The sequence below is a fragment of the Methylobacter tundripaludum SV96 genome (assembly GCF_000190755.2).
GTDB lineage: Bacteria > Pseudomonadota > Gammaproteobacteria > Methylococcales > Methylomonadaceae > Methylobacter_A > Methylobacter_A tundripaludum.
Window position 1 is genome coordinate 399469 of record NZ_JH109153.1, and the last position, 24322, is coordinate 423790.

17 protein-coding genes are annotated in these 24322 nt (G+C 50.3%); 7 read left to right on the forward strand and 10 right to left on the reverse strand.

The window, feature by feature from the left end; genetic code table 11:
• Positions 1-5 precede the first annotated feature (5 nt).
• From METTU_RS14940 to METTU_RS14980, 10 genes are all read right to left on the reverse strand, one after another.
• Positions 6-575 carry a carboxymuconolactone decarboxylase family protein gene (locus METTU_RS14940; protein WP_006892596.1) on the reverse strand — a complete coding sequence of 190 codons (570 nt, stop codon included), beginning with the start codon at positions 573-575 and terminating at the stop codon, positions 6-8.
• 25 nt (positions 576-600) lie between these two features.
• Positions 601-1845: a type II restriction enzyme NmeDI-related protein gene (locus tag METTU_RS14945; protein ID WP_006892597.1), complete on the reverse strand. Its 1245-nt coding sequence runs from the start codon at positions 1843-1845 to the stop codon at positions 601-603.
• A gap of 114 nt (positions 1846-1959) precedes the next feature.
• Positions 1960-2298 carry a hypothetical protein gene (locus tag METTU_RS14950; protein ID WP_006892598.1) on the reverse strand — a complete coding sequence of 113 codons (339 nt, stop codon included), beginning with the start codon at positions 2296-2298 and terminating at the stop codon, positions 1960-1962.
• A gap of 345 nt (positions 2299-2643) precedes the next feature.
• Positions 2644-5805, reverse strand: a complete 3162-nt coding sequence (locus METTU_RS14955; protein ID WP_006892599.1) for an efflux RND transporter permease subunit — start codon at positions 5803-5805, stop codon at positions 2644-2646.
• Positions 5798-7264, reverse strand: a complete 1467-nt coding sequence (locus METTU_RS14960) for an efflux RND transporter periplasmic adaptor subunit (RefSeq protein ID WP_006892600.1) — start codon at positions 7262-7264, stop codon at positions 5798-5800. The genes METTU_RS14955 and METTU_RS14960 overlap by 8 nt, the downstream gene beginning before the upstream one ends.
• Complete coding sequence (locus tag METTU_RS14965) at positions 7257-8552, reverse strand: TolC family protein (protein WP_006892601.1); 1296 nt, start codon at positions 8550-8552, stop codon at positions 7257-7259. Before METTU_RS14965 ends, METTU_RS14960 begins: the two co-directional genes overlap by 8 nt.
• A gap of 260 nt (positions 8553-8812) precedes the next feature.
• A complete protein-coding gene (locus tag METTU_RS23285) occupies positions 8813-9187 on the reverse strand; it encodes a hypothetical protein (protein ID WP_150107862.1) in 375 nt (124 codons plus the stop codon).
• Positions 9188-9328: 141 nt separating this feature from the next.
• Positions 9329-9778 carry a GNAT family N-acetyltransferase gene (locus METTU_RS14970; RefSeq protein ID WP_006892602.1) on the reverse strand — a complete coding sequence of 150 codons (450 nt, stop codon included), beginning with the start codon at positions 9776-9778 and terminating at the stop codon, positions 9329-9331.
• A gap of 299 nt (positions 9779-10077) precedes the next feature.
• Positions 10078-11016: an alpha-E domain-containing protein gene (locus METTU_RS14975; protein WP_006892604.1), complete on the reverse strand. Its 939-nt coding sequence runs from the start codon at positions 11014-11016 to the stop codon at positions 10078-10080.
• Entirely contained in the window at positions 11016-12467 is a 1452-nt protein-coding gene (locus tag METTU_RS14980; protein ID WP_006892605.1) for a circularly permuted type 2 ATP-grasp protein, read from the reverse strand. The genes METTU_RS14975 and METTU_RS14980 overlap by 1 nt, the downstream gene beginning before the upstream one ends.
• Before the next feature lie 296 nt (positions 12468-12763).
• Between METTU_RS14980 and METTU_RS23290 the strand changes: the two genes are divergently transcribed.
• The 7 genes from METTU_RS23290 to METTU_RS15010 all read left to right on the forward strand — a co-directional run bounded on the left by METTU_RS23290 (position 12764) and on the right by METTU_RS15010 (position 24267).
• A complete protein-coding gene (locus METTU_RS23290; RefSeq protein ID WP_150107863.1) occupies positions 12764-12976 on the forward strand; it encodes a hypothetical protein in 213 nt (70 codons plus the stop codon).
• Positions 12977-13198: 222 nt separating this feature from the next.
• Positions 13199-14455: a hypothetical protein gene (locus METTU_RS14985; RefSeq protein WP_217182912.1), complete on the forward strand. Its 1257-nt coding sequence runs from the start codon at positions 13199-13201 to the stop codon at positions 14453-14455.
• A gap of 459 nt (positions 14456-14914) precedes the next feature.
• Positions 14915-18301, forward strand: a complete 3387-nt coding sequence (locus METTU_RS14990; protein WP_006892607.1) for a transglutaminase family protein — start codon at positions 14915-14917, stop codon at positions 18299-18301.
• Positions 18302-18535: 234 nt separating this feature from the next.
• A complete protein-coding gene (locus METTU_RS14995) occupies positions 18536-19840 on the forward strand; it encodes a citrate synthase (protein WP_006892608.1) in 1305 nt (434 codons plus the stop codon).
• A 69-nt stretch (positions 19841-19909) separates the two neighbouring features.
• The gene (locus tag METTU_RS15000) at positions 19910-22471 is read left to right on the forward strand and encodes a circularly permuted type 2 ATP-grasp protein (RefSeq protein ID WP_006892609.1); all 2562 of its coding nucleotides are present in this window, start codon (positions 19910-19912) and stop codon (positions 22469-22471) included.
• Positions 22468-23412, forward strand: coding sequence for a transglutaminase family protein (locus tag METTU_RS15005; RefSeq protein WP_006892610.1), 945 nt, complete (start codon positions 22468-22470; stop codon positions 23410-23412). The genes METTU_RS15000 and METTU_RS15005 overlap by 4 nt, the downstream gene beginning before the upstream one ends.
• A gap of 99 nt (positions 23413-23511) precedes the next feature.
• A complete protein-coding gene (locus METTU_RS15010; RefSeq protein ID WP_006892611.1) occupies positions 23512-24267 on the forward strand; it encodes a proteasome-type protease in 756 nt (251 codons plus the stop codon).
• Positions 24268-24322: the final 55 nt, after the last annotated feature.

Genomic DNA, 24322 nt, shown 5'->3' on the forward strand with positions numbered 1-24322 from the left:
CAAGGCTAAACGGTTGATTTTTCATTATTGCGATCTGGTAAACGGCAAAACCCTTGTGCAGGTAAATCCAGGGCGCTGTTAAATTTACTGGATAAATTCTGAAAGGCAATGAGCCCGGTGAGTTCCACTATTTCATCCTCGTTAAAGTATTCATGCAAGCGTTGAACCAAGTCATCATCAACCCGCCGTTCGGTATAAGTCACCGCTTCGGCATATTCCAGGACGAGCCTTTCTTTGCTATCAAACAACTCGCTTGCTTGCCATTGTTCAAGGGCTTCTACCTTGTTCATGGAGCCCGTTCTTTTTGCCAACACGGCGGAGTTAATATCAATACAAAAATGACACTCGTTTATTTGCGATACTCTCACTGTAATCAAGGAGCGTAGAACCGGATCGATAGGGCTGCTTTTTCTATCCAGCACCCCATAGAGCAGGGCTATTGCTGCAAACAACCTGGGGACTCTGGCCCAAATCAATGCAGGCTTAAGGATTTGTCCGTATTTTCTTTTTTGATTCCAAAAGAATGGACGAAGGTACCAAGGGTAACTGGAAATAGGTTTTTCTGTGACTCTCATGCGCTTCTCCTGCTTGACTTCCGGCTTATGCGGTTTTGGCAATTTTTCTCATGATGTGGTGGTTATCGCCAAATTTGCAAAGGGCATCGCAATGCTGCCGAAGCTCAGAAAATAAAATATATTCAATCGGGGTTTTGATTTGCTTGATCGAAGGCCGTGAGAGCTGTGAAACCACGTCTTTTTCTCTGCTATCGGGTACCACCAAATAAAAAGTTTCATTGCCGGTAGCAATGGAATAAGAAAGGTCGGTCAGTCGTAAAATTCCGGAATAAATACTGGTGCTTTTTTCAACTTCAAAGGCACAAATCACATTATTTGTCTCTTTCTCAAACCATAACACGTCTATCAATTTAATAGTATTGGCGGTTTCTTTATCACAATTGATAGCGGGAAATTTATCGGGACTCATAAACGAAAAACTACTTCCTGCATAAGACCTTGAACGGTCATTTGAAGCCACAAAAGCATCGTAGCCCAAGCTTTGACCAATCTTCAAAAGATGAAACTGCATTTCGGAATGCAGGTTTTCTTGCTGCTTTTCGTCTTGAATTTCTTTTTGGCGTTTTTCAATGTTTTTTTCTAATTTATTTCGTTCGTCTTCACTTAAATATTCATCATTGCCGATAAGCATTTTTTGCGTACCGATTTCAAAACACAAACCCGCAATCGCCCCCAAATCGTTGGAAAGTTGAGCTTTGTGTTTGTTGTTGGTTTCAATTAATACTTCTCGGATTTTTAGGTATTCAGTCCAAGAACCTAATTTCTTTTTATCGTTAAATAAAGCGTTAAAGCCATTGACGATGGCGGTATTGAAAGGCGGGAACAAAGTCGGATGCAAAAAATATAAAATACTTGCTACAGCGGGACCCAAACCTTTTATTTTTAGAGCATCTAACCGTACTATTTCTTTAATAATTTGTTCTTCGGATTTAGCATTGATGCAGTTTTCCAGGAATTGACCAAAGGCAATGTTATTACTTTGATTTTCGTAAATATCAGGTATCCGTAATTTAGGTTTCCAATAAAAAGGGTGCGATACCCCGACAAATACCTGTTTTTGTTCGGCAATGCAGTTCAAAACAAATTCTAAAGAGCTCCCCTTAAAATCATTCGGAAACGTTTTATTTTTAATGTCTTCCACCACCTGTAAAACGCCTCTGCGAATGGTGCGAAAGGCTTTAAGGCGTTGGTCATTATCAATAAACCAAGTATTGTAGACACTCTGTGTATCGGTTTTGTATTGGGTAATTAGCTGTAAAAGGTTATTCATTTTTTATTTTTCATAGAAGCAACAAACTAATCTAAAGGAACACAACGACGCGAAAGAGCGCATCAGCATATCCAGAGCGGGTAACTCGTAGGATATGCTAAACACAGTGAAACGTTACATTTGGCGATGCATCTTTGCCATACTCAAGTTTTCCTCGGCAGCTTTTTCATAGACATCAATCAGCCTTTCGCAATGCGCTTTAAAATCTTCAGCCTGTCTACCGTAGAGATAACTTTTTGACTGATACTGGCTAAGCAGTTTCTTGTGTTCTTCAACCTTAACCTGCATTTCTCTGGCCGCTTCCTCATAGTGCTGCGCCAGCGCCTCATGATCGGCTTTGGTTTTTGCGTTATGCACGGCTTGATTCATATCCATAGAATGCGGGTTAAATTCGGCACATGCGGACAACAAACCAAGAGCCAAAAGCAGGGTAATCAGTAATTTAGTTTTCATGGGTTTTCTCCAAAATAATTTATATAGTTCAAATGATCGTTTTTTCAGGTTGTTAGTTAGCTTGTTATCAGTTTTACCTCCTTTATGGCGCGTGGGTTGAACAATGAAATCCAGCTTTTCTTAGCGAATGCTGGGTTACTAAACCCAGCATGACTGTTATTTAAAATGAACGCCCCTTATCCCAAGGATGACCTTGACCGCCAGGATGTGACGAGTAGACATTTTTAATGACTTTAGTACGTGATGCGCACGCAGTAACAGTGAGCAAGAAAAGTGCGATTAATAAAACAACACGTTTCCGACCTCTAAATAATGTATTCATGTTTTCGACCTCATGTAATTGTATTAATGAACGACAGCAACGGTTTGTTGCTTGCGCTTTTCCTGGAACTGCAAGACCAAACTGTAGATCACCGGAAATACCAGCAGACTCAATATCAGCACGGTCAACATCCCGCCCAGCGCCGGAGCGGCGATGCGCTGAGTAACATCAGCGCCTGCGCCGGTGGCCAACATAATGGGGATTAAGCCCACGATGTTGGCCAGCGAGGTAATCGCTACAGGCCTCACCCGCATAGCGGTTGCGGCTTCGCAAGCCGCCCTGATTTCATCGCCGGTCAAGGGAGCCTGTTTTTGTTGCCGCAGTTTCTCAATTTCAATATCGATAAAACTCAGCACCATGACGCCGGTTTCGGCAGCCGTACCGGCGAGGGCGATAAGACCCACATATACTGTAATCGACAGATTGAACCCCAGCCAGTACACGAACCATATTCCTCCGATGAGGCTGAATGGAATGGCCAGCATAACGATAGTGGGCTCGGTGATATTGCGAAAAGCGGAATACAACAGGATAAAAATCAGCAGCAATGTGATGGGTACCACTATGCGCAACCGTTCCGCCGCGCGTTCCATGTATTCAAATTGTCCGGACCAAGCGACGGTGTAACCTGCCGGTATCGTGACGCGTTCCGCCAGTTTTTGTTTCGCCAGCGTGACAAACCCGCCTATATCGGAAGTTTTAATATCAACATAAATCCATGCATTAGGCCGTGCATCTTCAGTTTTAATCACATCCGTGCCGCGTTTGAAGTTTATGCCCGCCACTGAAGTCAATGGTATTTGACTACCCGTTGGCGTGGGAATTAAAACGCGCCGCAACGCTTCCAGGTTATCGCGCAGATCGCGCGGATAGCGCAGGTTGACCGGGTAACGCTCCAGGCCCTCGACGGTTTCGGTGATATTCATACCGCCGATAGCGCTTTGAATGACATCCTGGACATCGCCGGTGGTCAGCCCGTAACGCGCGGCCGCTTCCCGGTTAATATCGAAATCCAGGAAATAGCCGCCGACCGCCCGATCTCCGTATGCCGACAGCGTTTCCGGCAAGGTTTTCATCGCTTCAGCAATTTGTAGTGCTAGGGTCTGCAAAACGTTCAGATCGGGCCCGGAAACCTTGATACCTACCGGCGTTTTGATGCCGGTAGCCAGCATATCAGTACGATTTTTAATCGGCATCGTCCAAGCGTTAGTAATGCCTGGAAAATGAATGGCCTTGTCCATTTCATCCATCAGTTGCCGGATGGTTTTGTCCGGATCAGGCCACTGCTCCTGGGGTTTTAGTTGCACGGTCGTTTCCACCATCATTAGCGGAGCTGCGTCAGTTGCCGTTTCAGCCCTGCCTATTTTGCCGAACACCTGTTGCACTTCCGGAAATGTTTTCAGTATTTTGTCGGTCTGTTGCAATACTTCCTTGGCTTTGGTGATGGATATACCAGGAAAAGTGGTCGGCATGTATAAAAGATCGCCTTCATACAAAGGTGGCATAAATTCACTGCCTATCCTGGACAATGGATATAGCGTTGATGCCATCAACAGGGCGGCCAGTATTACCGTCAGCGTACGCCAGCGCATTGCCAGCTTCAAAACGGGCGAGTGAATAAAGTGCAAAAAACGGTTAATCGGATTTTTTTGCTCAGGAATGATCTTGCCACGAACAAAATAACCCATCAACACTGGCACCAGTGTGATGGTCAATATCGCTGCCGCAGCCATCGCATAGGTTTTGGTATAGGCCAGAGGGCTGAATAAACGCCCTTCCTGCGCCTCCATGGTGATAATAGGCAGAAAGGAAACGGTAATGACTAACAGCGAGGAAAACAGCCCTGAACCGACTTCACGGGAAGCGTTGCCGATTGCTTGCCAGCGTTCCTCTGAAGTCAGTTTGGCTTGTTTCTTCTCAACCGCTTCGGCAAGGTGTTTGTGGGCATTTTCAACCATCACCACTGCGCCATCGACCATGTCGCCAATCGCCAGCGCGATACCGCCCAGCGACATGATATTGGCGTTCATGCCTTGCCATTTCATCACGATGAAGGCCATCAAAATGCCCAGCGGCAAGGTGATAACGATCACCAGCGATGAGCGCAGATGCAGCAGAAACAAGGCGACCAATGCACAGACGATGATCAGCTCCTGAGACAGCGCGCTATTCAGGGTATCTACCGCACGTTCGATCAAACTGCCACGATCATAAACGGTGACAATTTCGACACCTTCCGGCAAGCCTTTTTTTAATTCGTCCAGTTTTTTACGCACGTCCTCAATGGTCGCCAGGGCATTTTCGCCAAAGCGCATAATCACCACACCTCCAGCAACTTCACCTTCGCCATTCAGCTCGGTCACCCCTCGGCGCAGTTCAGGGCCAATCTGGATATGCGCTACATCCTGTAAACGTATCGGCGTGCCATTGGTATCGACACCCACCGGGATGGTTTTAAGATCAGCGATGGATTTGATGTAACCCAGGCCCCTGACCATATATTCGGTTTCGCCCATTTCGAACAGACGGCCGCCGACATCATTATTGGAGCGCTTGATCGCGGTGATAACAGTAGATAATGGAATTTGATAGGCCTGCAAAACATTAGGATCGACTTCCACCTGATATTGCTTGACGTAGCCGCCCATGGAAGCCACTTCAGACACGCCGGAAACGGTCTGTAACGGATAGCGCAAATACCAGTCCTGAATGGAGCGCAGCTGCGCCAGATCATGCTTGCCGGTTTTATCCACCAGTGCGTATTCGTAAATCCAGCCAACGCCGGTCGCATCGGGGCCTAGTGTCGGCGTGATGCCCTGCGGCAACCGGCCTTTAACGTAATTGAGATATTCCAGTACACGGGATCTCGCCCAGTATATGTCGGTGCCGTCTTCAAAAATGACATAGACAAATGACAGGCCGAAGAAGGAATAGCCGCGCACCACTTTGGCATGAGGCACCGCCAGCATCGCAGTGGTTAATGGATAGGTGACTTGGTCTTCAACAACCTGCGGCGACTGGTCTGCATAATCGGTGAAAACGATAACCTGTACATCGGATAAATCCGGTATCGCATCCAGCGGCATGTTTTTGAAAGACCACAACCCAGCCAGCGCCAGGATAATCGCACCGAGCAGCACCATGAAACGGTCTTTCAAACATGTATTGATGATGAAATCAGTCATGTTGATGCGCTCCTTGCTCCATGATCAATCGGTTCGGCTCCGGCTTTTGCGGTGTCGAAGGTTCCATCATTTTTGCCGTGGCTTCATGCAGCTTCGATTCGGAATCGATCAGAAATTGCGCTGAAGTGACGACTTCTTCGCCTGCTTTTACTCCGTTAAGCACGGCAATATCGCCATTAGATGCTAAGCCCGTGGTAATCAGGCGAGGTTCAAACTTGCCGGAGCCGCGCACAATAAAAACCTGGTTTTTTGCCCCAGAGCGTATAACCGCTTCGGATGGAATCACCACCGCATCCACTTGCTTACCCGCGTAGATAGTCACTTCGGCAAACAAATCGGGTTTTAACAACAATTCGGCATTATCAAATACCAAACGCACCTTGATGGTTCGGGTTTTTGCTTCGGCATAAGGATAAATGAAAGCCAGATGCCCGTTAAAAATGCGCCCCGGCACACCGGCCAGCTGCATTTCAACAGGATCGCCCTCTTTAACCCAGGGCAATTCATATTCGTAAATTTCGGCATAAACCCAGACTGTGGATAAATCGGCGATCATGTACAGTTCGGTTTCGGGCGTCACATACTGCCCTTCACGAGCGCCTATATTGATCACGATACCGTCCGCCGGTGTATGGATATGCAGGCCTTTTTTGACTTTATGACTGTTAGCTAGATCATGCAGTTGATGCTCGGGTACATCCAACAGTTTTAACCGTTCACGGGAACTGGTAACCATCTCCTCCGCACCAAGGCGTATGTCTTCAATAGGGCTTTTTTCCAGCGCCTTAAGATTATTTAATGCCAGAATATATTCCTGTTGAGTAGCAACCAGTTGCGGCGAATAAATGCTCAGTAAATCTTCATTCTTCTTTACCCATTGTCCGGTTTTATCTACACGTAGCGTTTCAATCCAGCCTTCCGTTTTAGGATGTAAACGTACAATATGTTCTTCATCATAAGCCACACGCCCAACGGCTCGAACAATATGCGAAAGCGAGGTCTTTTTTGCAATAGCGGTGCGTACCCCCATGTTTTGCACCATAACGGCATCAATTTTGACAGTGCCGGCTGCATCAGCAACACTGACATTACCATCGTCATAAACCGGCAGATAGTCCATGCCCATCGTATCTTTAGCCGGAACGGGTGAAGTGACTGAGGGGTTCATCGAATTCCGGTAAAACAGAATTTTGCGTTGTTGGGGGTTATTATCCTTGGCAACGGTTCCTACATCCTTATTGTCGTCGGCATAGACAGGGACATAATCCATGCCCATGTTATCCATTGCTGGTACAAGGGAGGTGACCGATGGATTCATGGGATTGCGATAAAACAAAGGCTGTTTGCTTCTGTTTGATGAACTGACTGGCTGTTCATGATGTTGATTAGCCAACCAATATCCACCGCCAGCACCCAAAACCAGCATCAACACCGCTGTTATTAATATCTGCTTATTCATAAATTTCCTCCTCGCCAACAGCCGCGTTTAACTGAGCCAGCGACTGATTTGCTTCGGTAAGCGCTTTCCAATACTGAGTTTCGTATTCGAATAAGGTAATCTGGCTACGTACTAAATTAAGAAAATCAACTTTGTTGACCTGATAACCGGCCAGCATCGAGGCAACGGTCTGTCTTGCCTGCGGCACAATACCGGTTTCAAACAACACCACCTGATCTTTAGCACGCCGGTAATCGTTGTAGCCTTGAGAAATTTGCGAGCGAACCTTGTTCCACTGATCCTGTAAAGCGTATTTTTCCTGCATTAATTCGCTGGTACGCTGATCAACCGCCTTGGCCTGTTTTTGGGCGGCGAAGATCGGCACATTCATGCTCAGGTTCAAACTTAACAGATCGGCCCGCTTGTCACCGGCAGGCGTGTTGGCTCTGGCTCCATACGACGCGCCCAGATTAAAATCCGGCAACACATCTTTTTTAGCCAGTTCCAAACGGGATTGCGCGGCATTAATGCCTTGCCGGTTACTCTCCAGTACGGCTCTCGATGTTTCCGCCTGTCGATAGAGCAGGCTTTCCCGCTTGATGGTCGGCAATTGCGATTCAACCTTGTCCGGTAAACGGACCTCTTCGTTGGCCGGTTTATCGAGCAGCGCGTTCAGGCTGGCGGCGGCATTGCGACGCGATGCTTTCAGCATCAATTGCTGGTCGAGCAATTTGGATAGTTCCAGTTGAGCCAGCAATACATCCTGCTGCAGACCTTCGCCGACTTCATATTTTGTCCTGGCAATCTGAACAAACTGCTGCAACAGTGCATGATTGCTATCAACAATCTGAATCGCCCTATCCAGGTAAAAGATCAACCACCAGGTCGATTTCACCTCGCTCAGCAACCGCCAGCGTACCTCGGTGACGCTTTGTGTTGCGGCTTCTGCTTCAAAAGCTGCTGCTTGTTCGCGCAAGGCAAGCTTGCCGGGAAAAGGAATAGCCAGCGAGATACCCGCGCCCAGTTGCGTCATATCTTCCTGTTTAGTGTTAAAGGTATTAACCGGTAGGCTCATCGCATTGAAACTGATTTCAGGATCAGGCAGAGTACCCATTTGTGAAGGAATAGCAGCCATCGCTTGAGCCCTGGCCTGCATTTGTGCCAGATCAGGATTATCCTGAACGGCCTGCTCGGTTGCTGTTTTTAATGTTAATACTCGCTCGATTACCGGCTCTTCACCTGCAAATACACAGGCGGAAAGCAGCAGCAAAATCAAGCTAAAGCACTTGAAAATAATTTGTGGCGACATGCACCCTCCTACACTCGTTACAAAGTCCGTGAAACGGATATATTATGTTGAGTTTGCGCAAGGAATGAACAAAAAGACCTCAATACCTATCAACTAAGCCGAACTCAATCAATAATACAACCAGCTTGATTAACTACGGAGACACGAAGAAAATGCCTCGGCACCCGCTAGGTATGCTTCATGCAGCTGTTCGTGGTTTTTATGTCTTGAGTTGATGCCGATGAGCGATGGACAAAAAGGCCTGTCCATTCCTACGACGGTTAGAGGCTATTGATCGGCGGTCTTATTTCGGGGGAGAATGCGAGGGAACGGGAAACGGACTTTTCCCAATGCTCATAACGATACGCGCTATAAGCTTGAGTAAATGAAAAAACTGTGGCGATTCCTCCATCACCACAAATATGAAAGGTGCAACTGCCGCTTGCATGGCAGGCTACTTTAAATTTATCCTGATGAAGACAGTGTTCTGAACTCTGTGGTGCGGCATCAGCCGAATCAGCTACAGCTACAGCCTGTTTGAAAGAAGGTTCAGCAGACAACGACTCCGCCATACTCGAATAATAGCCAAGCGCAGACCAAACTGGCGTAATGACCATCATGAGTATTAACAATAATAAAAATCGCTGTTTAATCATTATCTGACTGCGTTGTGTTTTTTACAGTCTACCGGTATTTATCGCAATTATCAAAGGGATAAAACAAGCCCGGCACCGATCGCTGTTAAGCATCGCTTGCTGCGAATCATCAGGCGCATTCAAAGCCGAACTGCTTGCGACCTATTCACTCAGTGAAAGACGCAGTGGAATCATGGCCGAAAAACCGAAGCCGTGCTTTTGATAAAACCGTTGCGCCGACTCGTTAGCGCGATCCGTGAGCAAGGTAATGCGTTTGCAGCCGTTCAATCGCGCGAATTGAATGGCTTGCTCCAGAAGCTGGGAGCCCACGCCGGAGCCGCGAGCGGCGGGGGAAACCACCATATCTTCCAGCAGCGCAACGCGGTCGCCGAGCGCAGTCGACACGGTGTAGAGAAGATTGACCATACCCACAACCCGGCCGTCTTGACGGGCGACGACGATAAGCCCAACCTCCGGGCTGCTAATGATGCGCGCCAAGCCACGGCTTTGCGCTTCGTGATCCGGCTTGAAATCCGCTTCTTGAGAAAACAGGAGGTCCAGCAATTCACAAAGCGCCGGGATGTCTGAAGCGTTTGCAGGAGTAATTTCCATTGTTGTGCCGTAGCGCGGCTCCCATTATGTCCGTAACAGATCAGGCGGTAGTGGGTAGGGCGTGCCGTGCGCGCCTTGATTTCTACTCAGCCGTTAGAAAAATGGAACGCTGATGACGTTGATAATTATGATTATAGAAGCCGAAGTTGATAAAGCGACATTTGAACTGCCCTCACCCTAGCCCTCTCCCGAAGGGAGAGGGCTAGGGTGTCCTTTTATCAGCTTCGTTATCTATAAATAAGATTTCATCCGTGTTCATCATATTCATCCGCGTCATCTGCGTTCCATTCCGTTCCGATTTATTCCGCAATGCCTTGCTTAAACCAGTTGTTGGATACCCGATCATGCAGTTCTCCCAACTTGTTTTGCAGGTCATCGAGAATTTCCCGTAATTGCGCCTGGGTCGTGTGCCGGGTATCGATGGCTTGCACATAAGCTTCCAGTTTAACGACCTCTTCCGGCAAGGCATCGTTATTCGGCAGGGCATTGATGCAGCCGGCAATTTCAGCGATGCAGCAGCTGACCGATCGGGGCAGGTTGGCGTTCAGTAATAGAAAATTAAGCACATCGTCACCGTTAACGCTGCTTCTGACATGTTGCCGATACATTAACTGGGCGTTGAGCGCCTTTAATATATTCACCCACAAAATAGTCTCGTATTGGCGCATTTCATCGCTGCGCGAATCGGCCAACAGCAAGGAGGCCAAATCCAGAATCCGGCTGGTCATGTCGGCGCGTTCAATATTCTTGCCCAAGCGAATGAATCGATAAGGATGATTGTGGCTCATATAGCCCGACAACAGCCCGGTAAATCGCTGACAGCCTTTGAGAATCTCGTTCAGGAACACGACGCGGTTGCTGCGGTTGTAGACCGAATCTCTATTATTTTTTACATACAGATACATTTCGTTGACCTGCTCCCAAGCCTCATCGGGCAGCAAGTCCCTCGAGGTACGGATGTTTTCCCTGGCGGCGCTTAATGATGAAAACAAGGAGCCCGGATAAGTTTCGTCACTTAACAGAAATCGGGTAATGTTGTGTTCGTTGGCCGCGTTGTATTTTTCATAAAATTGCGGCTCCGAGGTATTGATACGGATCAGCTGCTGCCAACCCATTTCAACGCCGTTAGGTAAATCCATCAATAAATTCATATGCACACTGACCAATCTGGCGATATTTTCAGTGCGTTCAAGGTAACGTGCCAGCCAATACAGGCGTTCTGCTGAGCGGGATAACATTAGTTGTGCTCCATGTCGATGATCCAGGTGTCTTTGCTGCCGCCGCCTTGCGAGGAATTGACCACCAGCGAGCCTTTTTTTAGCGCTACCCGGGTTAAGCCTCCGGCAGTCACAAAGGTATTTTCGCCCTGCAAAATAAACGGCCGCAGATCGATGTGCCGGGGCTCAAGTTTACCTTTGCACAAAGTCGGTGCGGTAGAAATCGCCAAGGTCGGCTGGGCAATGTAATTACGGGGATTTTTTTGGATAATCTCCCGAAACTCTGCTATTTCTTTGTTGGTTGCATGCGGCCCTACCAACATGCCGTAGCCGCCCGATTCATTGGCAGGTTTGACGACCAGCTCCGGCAAGTGCTTCAACACATATTCGAGGTGCTCCGGATTGTCGCACAGGTAAGTTTGCACATTAGGCAAGATGGGTTCTTCGTTCAGGTAATAACGGATCATTTCCGGAACGTAGGCATAAACCACTTTGTCATCGGCGACACCCGCGCCCGGCGCATTAGCCAACGACACATTACCGGCTTTCCAGGCGCGCATTAAGCCCGGAACGCCCAATGCGGAATCTTTTCGGAATACTTCGGGATCGAGAAAGTCATCGTCGATGCGCCGGTAAATAACATCGACTTTTTCCAGTCCTTCGATGGTGCGCATATAGACGCAATCATCGTCATCGACCACCAGATCTCCGCCTTCGACCAGTTGCGCGCCCATTTGCTGGGCCAGATAAGCATGTTCAAAATAGGCCGAGTTATAAATGCCGGGCGTTAATACCACGATTTGCGGTTTGCTGATGTGCCCGGGCGCAAGCGACGCCAACATATCCTGCAAGCGGCTGGGGTAGTCGTCGATAGGCAAAATGTCTATGTTTTGCAAGAGCTCGGGGAATACGCGCTTGGTAATCACGCGGTTTTCCAGCATGTAGGAAACGCCCGAGGGTACCCGTAAATTATCTTCCAGCACGTACATAACGCCGTCTTTATCGCGTACCAAATCGGTGCCGCAAATGTTTGCCCAAACATTGTGGCGCGGTTTCATGCCGATACATTCTTTACGGAAGTTCTTTGAGCTATTGATGATCTCGGCAGGCATCTTGCCCGCTTTAATGAAGGCTTGTTCGTCGTAAACATCCGCTATAAAACAATTCAAGGCCGTCAAGCGTTGCTTTAAACCTTTTTCTATCATTCGCCATTCTGTAGAGCTGATGATGCGAGGGATAATATCAAACGGCCAGGCCCGGTCTATGTTGCCCTCATCGCTGTAGACCGTGAAACTGATGCCCATTTCCAAAATGGCCAGTTCGGCAGCCATTTTGCGTTTATCGATATCGCTCGTATTGAGCGAATTTAAATATTGGCACAGACGGTAACTGATTTGCCTGGGTTGGAACTCAGAGCACATGAGTTCATCGTAAGCACTATCGGTTTTGTAGTTTTCCCAGATTGATTTCATGTTATTTCATAAGGCTAGTTGGCTTCAGTGAAAAAACAGCATGATTTGTGCCATTCTTATTTCGAGTGGAATTATCCGCATAATTCAATTTTGTGTACTTAGGGTTCCCACGCCCTGCGTCACCGCCATTAAGTTAATAAAAAACACTTAATAAACAAAATGTTGTTCCAGTATGGGGTGCCGTTCGCCCCAAAGGAATGGCAAGATTTTTCATGCGTCGCGAAAGGCGCGCACAGCACGCCCTACAACGGTTCAATTTGAGTGCTAGTTCCCAAGCTCCAGCTTGGGAATTCGGTGTGGGAAGCTCCAGCTTCCCGTCTCGCGAAGCTGCGACTACATGGATACAGGAGGTAGAGCAACGCAGGGAGCAGTTGCCGAGAGCTTCGTCATCCGGGTTCCCAAGCTGGTGGAGCTTGGGAACCCGCGTATTTCTTAACTTAATGGCAGTGTCGCCCTGCTCGGAAACGATGAGTCCAGATGTCTGGAAGTTATTACCGACCCTGTCCTAAGCAACATGAAATGCGATGCCTGTTTTAAGGGTGATAACTACAGTAATGCCGCTTAAATAACCCTATTTTGGACTTTATCCGCATCAATTTGGTGCAGCTTGAACTTTTAAATGACTCCTCCAACCGACGCATAGGAGTATCGCTTATATGATGCTGCCTGATTGTCTACTTGGTATGGCACTTGCTTTGCTTTTTAGAGATAAAACTTGTAAAGGACTCACTATGCCAACCATTAGCCACTCTTTATCGTTCCCTGTTCAGGGTGACAAAGACAACTCATCCTTCTTTAATGATTACCTGGGCAAGTTGCTCGAAGAGCGCGATAGCTTGAACTTAAGCAACATGATTCATGAAATCGATGCCATGATGCTGACCGTCGAGCCCGGAAAGTCGATTGAATACATCGGGGAACTCTGTCTGATGTCGCCTTACCATTATCTGGTCACCCTGGAAAGCGAGTCGCATTGGACCCACGTATTGCGCATTGATATGACGGCCCCGGACCTGATTATTCGTGAAGTGAAAAACGATGACACCAAGGGCATTTTTCGCAGCCTGAACGAAGTGTTCCCGATTGGTTCAAGCAAGCCGCACAGCCGTTATATGGGCGAAGTTCTGAGGGTAACCAACCGGCATGAAGTGGTTAAGTTGCAGCAGCAACGGGGCTTTTTGTTTTTCTCCCAGGATGATGTGCGTAAGCTGGAGCTGCCGGGCAACCTGGCGATCACCAAACCTTCTCCGTACACCCATAACATCGTCGCCTATCTGGAACGGGAACCCGAGGAGCCGCGCGTTTATGCATTGGGCGTCAGCAGTTTCCGTATCGATGCCCAACAAGCTTGCGAGCTTGCCAAACAACAGCAAAAGGCATTAGGCATAGACGGCTTGATTTTACCGGTGGATCATTTGGCGACGCGTATTTACAGCCAAAACAGGGAAGTAGCGATTCTGGAATGGCTGTCATTATCCAGTTATTACTACTGGGGCTCGTTCGATATAGTCGACCAGAATTCATCGACCAATGTCACCAAAAGCATCCATTACACTGATGAGATGCACAGTCCGGCCAAGGTGTTCACCGCCAATAACACGCCTTATTTTGTCAATCATTTCAAAATATTCCCCTCGCCGACCGAGAACTTTGTGCGCAATTACGGGCCGAGATTGCACCATATTGCACTGGCGGTTAAAGACGGCAATCAGCAGGGGATGGAAAATATCGATTTTGTAGTCAACGCCATAAGCGAGCAAGGCAAAAGCTTTTTGCTGGATGTTGTGGGCTCCAAGGACGAAGGCTTAAAACAGATTTTTTCCAGCGCCTCCGAGCATTCGTCATTGATTATTGAGTATGTGCAGCGCTTTGGCGGTTTCCAGGGATTCTTTACCAAGGATAATGTCGCCGAACTAACCCATGCTGCGGGTGTCGAAGAAGAGTTGATGCGGATGCAGACCGAAGCGCAAAAACCTGTTCGGGTTTAATGGCTCGCCAATAACTACGCAATGGCTAAGAAATTTTCACCACGAACGACTGCACGGACAGATATTTGCTCCTGCAATATCTGCATTCCCCACATCCATGTGGGTTATGCAGGAGGTAGAGCAACGCAGGAGCAGTTGCCGAGACACGAAGGTTTAAAGAACAAAGCGCTTCTTGATCCCCTCGTTCCCACGCGCTGCGTGGGAATGCGATGCTGGACGCGCTGCGTCCCGTATACGCAAGACGTTGGTCGAGACTCGCGGCGCAGCGCGCCTTGACTGCATTCCCACGCAGCGCGTGGGAACGAGAACACAGGGAATATTCGCTCGATCCCAAGCGCCAAGCTCCAGCTTCCCGAAACACAGAAAGCTTGAGCTTTCAGGACTGGGGTTCCCAAGCTGGAGCTTGGGAACCAGCGCATACATTTGCAACGCCCAACACTTAGGCAATAGGAAAAAATCATGACCATTCGAGTAGCTGTCCGTCACAAAACCGTATACAGCTTTGATAGACCGGTATCCCTGTCGCCGCATGTATTCAGGTTGCGCCCGGCGGTGCATAGCCGGACGCCGATTAAAGGCTATAGCTTGCGCATCAAACCTGAAAACCATTTCATCAACTGGCAGCAGGACCCGTTCGGCAACCTGCTGGCGCGAGTGGTGTTTCCGGAAAAATGCTCAACACTCAGTGTTGAGGTCGAAGTCATCGCCGAGTTGACCGTGATCAATCCCTTCGATTTCTTTGTTGAAGACTATGCAGAACAGTACCCGTTTAAATACGACGCGCTATTGCTGAAAGAATTGCAGCCTTATCTGGAAATCACCGAGCAAGGTCCCTTACTCAAACGGTGGGTAGCCGATTTCGATCTAAGCAAACGTAATATCAACGACTTTCTGGTTGACGTTAATCGCAAAGTTTTTCAGGCGATTAGCTACAACATCCGCATGGAAGTCGGCATCCAAAGCTGCGAGGAAACGCTGACTTCGCTCAGCGGTTCGTGCCGCGATTCGGCCTGGTTGCTGGTGCAAATACTCCGTCATTTGGGACTGGCTGCGCGGTTCGTTTCCGGTTATCTGGTGCAACTGACCGCCGACGTCAAATCGCTGGACGGCCCCTCCGGTCCTGAACAGGATTTCACCGACTTGCACGCCTGGACCGAAGTCTATATCCCCGGAGCCGGTTGGATAGGGCTTGATCCGACCTCCGGCTTACTGGCCGGGGAAGGACATATTCCCCTGGCCTGCACACCCGATCCCGCCAGTGCAGCGCCGGTCACCGGCGGCACCGATAAGTGCGAAGTGGCATTCGAATTCAGCAATACGGTAACCCGTTTGCACGAAGATCCGCGCGTCACCAAGCCTTATACCGATGACCAATGGCAGCGCATCGACGCGCTGGGCCAACAGGTTGACCGTCAATTATTGGCCGATGATGTGCGCTTGACCATGGGCGGCGAACCGACCTTTGTGTCCGTCGACGACATGGAAGGCGCGGAGTGGAATGTCGATGCCGACGGCCCGCACAAACGCGAGCGGGCCAATGCGCTGACCAAACGCTTGCGCGATGAATTTGCAAAAGGCGCGATGCTGCATTACGGACAAGGCAAATGGTATCCGGGCGAAGCGTTGCCGCGCTGGCAATACGGTATTTTCTGGCGTAAAGACAGCACACCGATTTGGCGCAATCCCGAATTGCTGGCCGATATTACCAAGGATTACGGTCATACTTCTGAACACGCCGAATCGGTTATCAAGCAATTTACGTTACGCTTGGGCTTGCAACCGCGTTATATCAAAACCGCTTTTGAAGACAGTTTTTACTATCTCTGGCAGGAAGGCGGGCTTCCGGAAAATATCGATCCGTTAAAAAGCAACCTGAAGGATTCGATTGAACGCAAGACTTTGGCGCAGCTGCTGGATGCCGATTTAGGCAAAGCCGCAGGGTTTACCTTGCCGATAAAATGGGACTGGACCCATCAAAAATGGCAAAGCGGCCCCTGGAATTTTCGCCGCGGGCAGATGTTCTTGATTCCCGGCAACTCACCAATGGGGATGCGCTTGCCCTTAGGCAGTTTGCCTTGGGTTGCGCCGGACAAACGCGACACTCAGGAAGAACAAAGCCTGTTTGAGGCGCTGCCCGAGCTCGGCGATTATTACGGCGAAGTCACGCGCCGTTACAGCCATATCGAGAAAAAACTCAAGGCCCATCCCGAGATTACCGAGCAGGATTCAGGCGACGATCAAAGCGTCGAGGTGGAAGTGCCTCATACCGCAGTTTGCGTCGAAGCCCGCGAAGGCCGCGTGCATATATTCCTGCCGCCGCTGACTTCGCTGGAACATTATCTGGAATTGATTGCGGCCATTGAAGCCACCGCAGAAAACCTGTCGATCCCGGTGGTGCTGGAAGGTTATGAGCCGCCGCGGGATTACCGCATCGAGCGCTTGATGGTAACGCCCGATCCCGGCGTGATCGAAGTCAATATTCATCCGTCGAAAACTTGGCAAGAGTTGGTCGATAAAACCACCGTTCTTTATGAACACGCGCATCAGGTTAGATTGGGCACCGAAAAATTCATGCTTGACGGCCGCCATACTGGAACCGGCGGCGGCAACCATATCACCATGGGCGCCGAGACGCCGACCGACAGCCCGCTGTTGCGCCGTCCCGATTTGTTGCGCAGCTTGGTCACCTACTGGCAGCATCATCCCGGATTGTCGTACTTGTTTTCCGGCATGTTTATCGGCCCGACCAGCCAAGCGCCGCGGGTTGATGAAGGCCGCGACGAAAAGCTTTATGAACTGGAAATCGCCTTCCAGCAAATGCCGGAAGGCGAAGTGCCTGCGCCGTGGCTGGTGGATCGCTTGTTGCGGCATTTGCTGACCGACATTACCGGCAACACGCACCGTTCCGAGTTCTGCATCGATAAACTGTATTCGCCGGACAGTTCGACCGGACGCTTGGGCATTCTGGAATTGCGCGCCTTTGAAATGCCCCCGCATGCCCGAATGTCGTTGGTGCAAACCTTACTATTGCGCTCGCTGATTGCCTGGTTTTGGCGCGAACCTTACAAACACGATTTAATCCGTTGGGGTACCGAATTGCACGACCGTTTTATGCTGCCGCATTATGTCCGGGAGGATATGAAGCAGGTCAGCAAAGATCTGCAACGAGCCGGGTACGGTTTTGAACTGGAATGGCTGGAACCGTTTTTCGAGTTCCGCTTTCCCCGTTACGGCAATACTTTCATAGACGGCATCGACCTGGAAATGCGCTTTGCGATTGAACCCTGGCACGTGTTGGGCGAGGAAGTCAGCAGCACCGGCACCGCGCGTTATGTGGATTCATCGGTGGAGCGCGTGCAGGTCAAGGTGACCGGTTTCACCGAAGGCCGCTATGTGTTGACCTGTAACGGCAGGCGCCTGCCGTTACGCAACACCGGCCGCAAGGGCGAATATGTCGCCGGTGTGCGTTACCGCGCCTGGCAACCGCCCTCCGCGCTGCATCCTACGATCAGCCCGCATGTACCGTTGGTGATCGATGTGATCGATACCTGGAACGGACATTCGGTGGGCGGCTGCACTTATTATGTCTCCCATCCCGGCGGCCGAAGTTACGATGCATTCCCGGTGAATAGCTATGAAGCCGAGGCGCGGCGCGTCACCCGCTTTTGGGATTTCGGCCATACGCCCGGCATTATTACGCGCCCGCCCATGATAATGCCGACTGTTGCAGCGTCCGACGCGAAATTCAGCGTCAGCGAAGCCGTGCCGAGACCCATGTCTCCGCCCATTGAGGAGCTAAGTCACGAATATCCGTTTACAATGGACTTGCGGCATCGGAGCGGGTAATACCAACAAGTGCGCCGATGTGGCTGGTTCCCAAGCTCAAGCTTCGCGTGTCGGGAAGCTGGAGCTTCCAAGACGTGGGTTCCCAAGCTGGAGCTTGGGAACCAGCAGATAAACATGAGCCGCGTAGGGTACGCTGTGCGTACCATTGACTGCCAAAGGTACGCACAGCGTACCCTACGCGGCTAAATAAAATTAACTGATAAATCGTGCCATCCGCTTTGGAGATTGATTCAAATGACCGATAAATTAAAACAACTACCCCCGGCCATATTGACGCTGGATGATAAAAGTTACTCACTGCCCACTTTGATAGGGGCCGAGGGCGAAAAAGCCATCGACATTTCCAAATTACGCAGTCAAAGTCATTACGTGACCCTGGATGAAGGCTATGGCAATACCGCCAGCTGCGAAAGCGCCATCACCTATATTGACGGCGAGAAAGGCATACTGCGTTATCGCGGTTACCCTATTGAGGAACTGGCCGAACATTCGCGTTTTGTTGAAGTCGCCTATCTGCTGCTGAATGGCGAGCTGCCTAACAGCCAACAATTATTGGAGTTTTCTACCAACCTTAATGAGTCTTCGATTATTCATGAAGACATGCATCATTTTTTTAACGGCTTTCCGCGCGGCTCGCACCCGATGGGTATTTTGGCGACCATGGTGGCGTCGTTATCCACGTTCTACCCGATTCCCGACCGGCTTGATACGGCGACGGAACAACAGATCGTTATCAACTTGATCTCCCAGGTGCGTACTATCGCGGCTTTTTCTTACAAGAAATCGATCGGCGAACCGCTGGTTTATCCGTCCTACAAGCTTAAGTATGTGCGCAACTTCCTGAACATGATGTTTTCATCGCCGGTGCGTGATTATCAATTGGATGACGACATTGTCAGAGCCATCGATATGTTCCTGATCCTGCATGCCGACCATGAGCAAAATTGCAGCACCTCTTCGGTGCGCACCGCGGGCTCCAGTATGGCGAACGTGTATGCGGTGGCTTCGGCGGGCATTTCGGCGCTTTGGGGGCCGCGCCATGGCGGAGCCAATCAGCAAGTGATACAGATGCTTGAACAAATACATGCCGACGGCGGCGACGGCACTGAATTCATCAACCAGGCGAAAGACAAAAACTCGTCAAGCCGACTGATGGGTTTCGGCCATCGCGTCTATAAGAATTTCGATCCGCGCGCAACGGTATTAAAGAAACAATGCGACAAATTATTCGATAAAGCCGGCGTCAGCGATCCTTTGTTCGATATTGCCCGGAAACTGGAAGAAATTGCCTTAAAGGACGATTATTTCATCTCCCGAAAACTGTATCCGAATGTCGATTTTTATTCCGGGTTGATTCTCCGGGCCGCGGGCATACCGACCAATATGTACACGGTATTATTCGCTATCGGCCGCATGCCCGGCTGGCTGGCCCACTGGCGGGAAATGCTGCACGGCGAGCAAGTGATCATTACCCGCCCCCGTCAGATCTATGTAGGCGAGCCGTTACGTCGCTATCAAGATATTGAACAACGGCCTTAGAAAAAGCATGGTCAATTCTTTTGGTGGATTCATTATTGGAAACAACCTAAACAGCAACAAGGTCTCATCGTGAACGAATCAACCGGCGATATTGGCGCGCAGTTTTACGCCACCCAACTTGGCGTTTACGATGAAATGCTCGCCAAAGAACATAAAGTGCTGCCTTATTGGGAGCGCTTTATGGACGCCATTGCAACGCTGGGTAGCGAACAACTGGAGTTGCGCCGCCGCGAAGCCCAGCGCCTGTTGCGGGAAAACGGCGTCACTTACAATGTTTACGGCGATACGCAAAAGCTCACCCGGCCCTGGCGGCTCGACCCTGTTCCGCTGCTGATCAGCAGTGAAGATTGGTCGCTTATTGAAGCGGGCCTTAAACAACGCGCCGAGCTGCTCAACCTGATTTTGAAAGACATCTACGGCAAGCAACAACTGTTGAAAAAAGGCCTGCTGCCCAGCGAACTGGTGTTGGCGCACGACGGTTTTTTGCATCCCTGTGTGGGCGCCCTGCCCCATCTGCAACGCGAGCTGATTGTTTATTCGGCCAACCTTGCCCGTGGTCAGAACGGCCGCATGCTGGTATTGGATGACCGCAGCCAGGCGCCTTCCGGCGCCGGTTATGCGTTGGAAAATCGCACGGTGATGACACGGGTGCTCCCGGACATTTTCCGCGAAACGCAAGTGCATCGGCTGTCCGGTTTTTTTAAGGCCCTGCGCAAGGGACTGGCCGATATTGCGCCGCATAATAAAGAAGATCCGCGGATTGTGATACTCACGCCGGGTTCTCTTAACGAAACCTATTTTGAGCACGCCTATTTATCGTCTTATCTCGGTTTTTCACTGGTACAAGGCGACGACCTGACGGTACGCGACGGCCGGGTCTGGCTTAAATCGCTGGACGGCCTGCAACCGGTCGACGTTATCTTGCGGCGCGTTGACGATTCGTTCTGCGACCCGCTGGAATTGCGCAGCGCGTCCCGGCTGGGCGTTGCCGGATTGCTCGAAGCCGTGCGCCGAAACAATGTGGCGATTGCCAATCCGCTGGGCAGCAGCGTTCTGGAAAATCCGGGACTATTGGCCTTTTTACCCCGGCTCTCGCGGTATTTTTTAAACCAGGAATTGATACTGCCTTCGGTTGCCACGTGGTGGTGCGGTCAGCGCCGCGAACGGGATTTTGTGCTGCAAAACCTTGATCGGCTGATTATTAAACCGATCAATCGCAGTTCGGGGAATTACGCCCTGTTCGGCGGCCTGTTAAGCGCCAAGGAAAAAGAACTTTTACGTGCCGCCATTATCGCCAAACCGCATTGTTATGTCGGCCAGGAGCATGTCAGTTTTTCTACCGTGCCCTCGTTTATCGACCACCATATCGAGCCGCGGTTTGCGGTATTGCGGAGCTTTGCGGTTGCCAGCGGCGACGACTATCAAGTGATGCCCGGCGGTCTGACCCGGATTGCCCGCCAGCAGGACGATTTTATTGTGTCGAATCAGGCCGGCGGCATCAGTAAAGACACCTGGGTGTTGGCGGATGAACCGGACAAGCAGGTCAGTTTGTGGTTTCAGCCCGGCCGGGATGTGGTCTTGGCTGCGGACACCGAACCCTTGACCAGTCGCGCTGCCAATAACCTGTTTTGGGTTGGACGCTACCTGGAGCGTATCAAAGCGGCGACTCGCTTGATGCGCACGATATTGCTCAAATTAGCGGAAGCCCCGGAACTTAACGATCCGCTCGACAGCCAGTGCCTCGATGTATTATTGAGCGCCCTGACTCAGGTAACCGGCACCTATCCGGGCTTTGTTACCAGCAATGCGTCGGTGTTAAAAGAGCCCCAAAATGAGTTACTGGCGCTCGCTAAAAATGTCCAGCGCTCCGGCACGCTGGCGGCCAACATCCAAGCCTTTGCCCAAACCGCCTTCAGTATCCGCGATGTCTGGTCGCAGGATACCTGGCGCTGCGTCGATAATATTCAACGGCGCTGGCAACAACGGGTCGTGAACGGCGATTGCGATCTGGAACAACTGCAAAAACACCTGGACGATTTAATTACCGGCTTTGTCGCATTTATCGGCTTGACCACCGAGAGCATGACTCGCGAAGCAGGTTGGCTGATGCTGGATAGCGGCCGTCGCCTGGAGCATTCACTGACATTGATCGCGTTGCTGCGCGCCACGGTGGTGCAGCGTCATGAGTCGGCATTGCAAAACCAGCTGCTGGAAGCGGTGTTGATCTCCACCGACAGTTTGAGCATTTACCGCCGCCGCTACCGCTCATTTATCAAATTGCCGATGGTGCTGGAATTATTGCTGATGGATGAAACGCATCCCCGTTCGCTGGCTTATCAGTTACATCAATTATCCGACCATATCGGTGCATTGCCGAGGGAACGCGGCAAGGGGCAATTGAGCGAGGAAGAACGTTTAATACTCAAGGCTTACACCGACCTGCGCTTGGTCAAAGTGTCCGAGTTGGTTAACGTTGCTGACGATGTCGGCGTTTACAGTGAGCTGGAAAGCGTTTTGTCGGCGATGACGGAACTGTTATGGCGGCTTTATGAAGTGCTTGCTCAAGCTTATTTCAGCCATTCTCAAGTGCCGCAATTGATGACGCCGACGCAACCGGAGGATGATCTGTGAAATACCGCATTACCCACAGCACTCTTTACAAATACAGCCAGTTGGTCGGCCTGTGCCAGAATGAAGCGCGATTGCAGCCCCGCGATTTCTGGCGTCAGCAATGTCAAAGCAGCCGCTTTGACATTAGCCCCGAGCCTAACGACTTTCACGAACGCAGGGATTTTTTCGGCAATCGTGTCGCTTATTTCGCCATACAACAAGCGCATCAACGCTTGGTGGTCACTGCCGTGAGTGAAGTCACGGTATTTCCCAGGCAAAACCGTGACGATTTGGCTAATTTAATAACTTGGGAGCAGGCACGCGACCAGTTGCAAGGAGGGCCAGGCCCCGGACAATCACAAGTGCAATCGCAGTCTCAATCGCAAAGCCAGTCTCAGCAGCAAGATGGCTATGACGAGCTACTGGATGCCAAGCTGTTTCTGCTGGACTCGCCGATGGTCGTCACCAGCGACGAACTGGCTAATTACGCACAAAGCTCCTTTTTGCCCAATCGGCCGCTGGTGCAGGTAGTGACGGATTTGATGCAGCGCATCCATGCCGATTTCACTTACGATCCGAGCAGTACCACGATTGCCACGCCGTTATCCGACGTGCTGCAATTTCGCCGCGGCGTATGCCAGGATTTTGCCCACCTGGCGATCGGTTGCTTGCGTTCCTTCGGTATTGCCGCGCGTTACGTCAGCGGCTATGTGGAAACGCAGCCGGTGCCGGGCAAGCAGCGTTTGGTCGGGGCGGATGCGTCACATGCCTGGTTTGCAGTGTATGTGCCGGGTACCGGTTGGCTGGAGTTCGACCCAACCAATAATGCGGTGCCGTTCGATCAGCATATCACCTTGGCTTGGGGACGCGACTACACGGATGTCACTCCGCTAAAGGGCATTGCCTTTGGCGGGGGGCAGCATACCTTGTCGGTGTCGGTGGATGTGCTTAGATTGGAATAACAAACACCTCTGCTAAGCGCCGGGCGTGTTGGACGTTGGCGTTGCTTTATTGGATAATGGCCTGAAAGTATCTTTAAACACCACAATCGAACGTTTTTTATGACTTATTGTATTGCCGCTTCTATAGATGAAGGACTTATCCTGGTTTCCGACTCAAGGACCAATGCCGGTATTGATAACGTCAGTACTTACGGCAAAATGCATGCATTTAAAACCAACGATGACCGCAAGATTGTTTTATTGTGCGCCGGTAATCTTGCTACCACTCAAGCGGTTTTGGAGCAGCTGCACCGCGATAAAATCAAGAATGCCGGCGTCAATATCAATAATGTGGAGTGCTTGTCCGAGGCGGCTGCCTATCTGGGCCATGTCAGCGTCGAAAAACAAAAACAACACGTTAATTCCGAAGGACAATCGGCATTTAATCCTTCGGCCAGTTTTATTTTAGCTGGTCAAATCGGCGATGAGCCGCACGGCGCTTATATGGTTTATGCGGAAGGCAACAGCATAACCAGTTCAGCCAATACGCCGTTTTTACAAATCGGCGAGAGTAAATACGGCAAGCCGATACTGGACCGTTTTCTTAAATTGAACACCTCAATCGACGAAGCGGCGCGCTGCTGTTTGGTGTCGATGGACTCGACCATCCGCAGTAATGCCAGCGTCGGGCCGCCGGTAGAAATGCTCATTTACCGCAAAAACAGTTTCAGCTTTGACGAGTATTATTGCTTTGACGGCGATGACGATTATTTGTTGCAACTTCGGCGCAGCTGGGAAGCCAAGCTCCGTGAAGCGATAGGCGCATTGCCCAGTCTCAATAAAGAAGCGGTTAAGGTCATGCGGGTTGATTTGTAGCTTGCGCTAGTTCCCAAGCTCCAGCTCTCGTCGTTATACACATCCTCGGCGGATA

Bases quoted from the DNA above. Each gene is read 5' to 3' on its own strand.
- METTU_RS14940 (WP_006892596.1), bottom strand. From the start codon at position 575: ATGAGAGTCACAGAAAAACCTATTTCCAGTTACCCTTGGTACCTTCGT.
- METTU_RS14945 (WP_006892597.1), bottom strand. From the start codon at position 1,845: ATGAATAACCTTTTACAGCTAATTACCCAATACAAAACCGATACACAG.
- METTU_RS14950 (WP_006892598.1), bottom strand. From the start codon at position 2,298: ATGAAAACTAAATTACTGATTACCCTGCTTTTGGCTCTTGGTTTGTTG.
- METTU_RS14955 (WP_006892599.1), bottom strand. From the start codon at position 5,805: ATGACTGATTTCATCATCAATACATGTTTGAAAGACCGTTTCATGGTG.
- METTU_RS14960 (WP_006892600.1), bottom strand. From the start codon at position 7,264: ATGAATAAGCAGATATTAATAACAGCGGTGTTGATGCTGGTTTTGGGT.
- METTU_RS14965 (WP_006892601.1), bottom strand. From the start codon at position 8,552: ATGTCGCCACAAATTATTTTCAAGTGCTTTAGCTTGATTTTGCTGCTG.
- METTU_RS23285 (WP_150107862.1), bottom strand. From the start codon at position 9,187: ATGATTAAACAGCGATTTTTATTATTGTTAATACTCATGATGGTCATT.
- METTU_RS14970 (WP_006892602.1), bottom strand. From the start codon at position 9,778: ATGGAAATTACTCCTGCAAACGCTTCAGACATCCCGGCGCTTTGTGAA.
- METTU_RS14975 (WP_006892604.1), bottom strand. From the start codon at position 11,016: ATGTTATCCCGCTCAGCAGAACGCCTGTATTGGCTGGCACGTTACCTT.
- METTU_RS14980 (WP_006892605.1), bottom strand. From the start codon at position 12,467: ATGAAATCAATCTGGGAAAACTACAAAACCGATAGTGCTTACGATGAA.
- METTU_RS14985 (WP_217182912.1), top strand. From the start codon at position 13,199: ATGCCAACCATTAGCCACTCTTTATCGTTCCCTGTTCAGGGTGACAAA.
- METTU_RS14990 (WP_006892607.1), top strand. From the start codon at position 14,915: ATGACCATTCGAGTAGCTGTCCGTCACAAAACCGTATACAGCTTTGAT.
- METTU_RS14995 (WP_006892608.1), top strand. From the start codon at position 18,536: ATGACCGATAAATTAAAACAACTACCCCCGGCCATATTGACGCTGGAT.
- METTU_RS15010 (WP_006892611.1), top strand. From the start codon at position 23,512: ATGACTTATTGTATTGCCGCTTCTATAGATGAAGGACTTATCCTGGTT.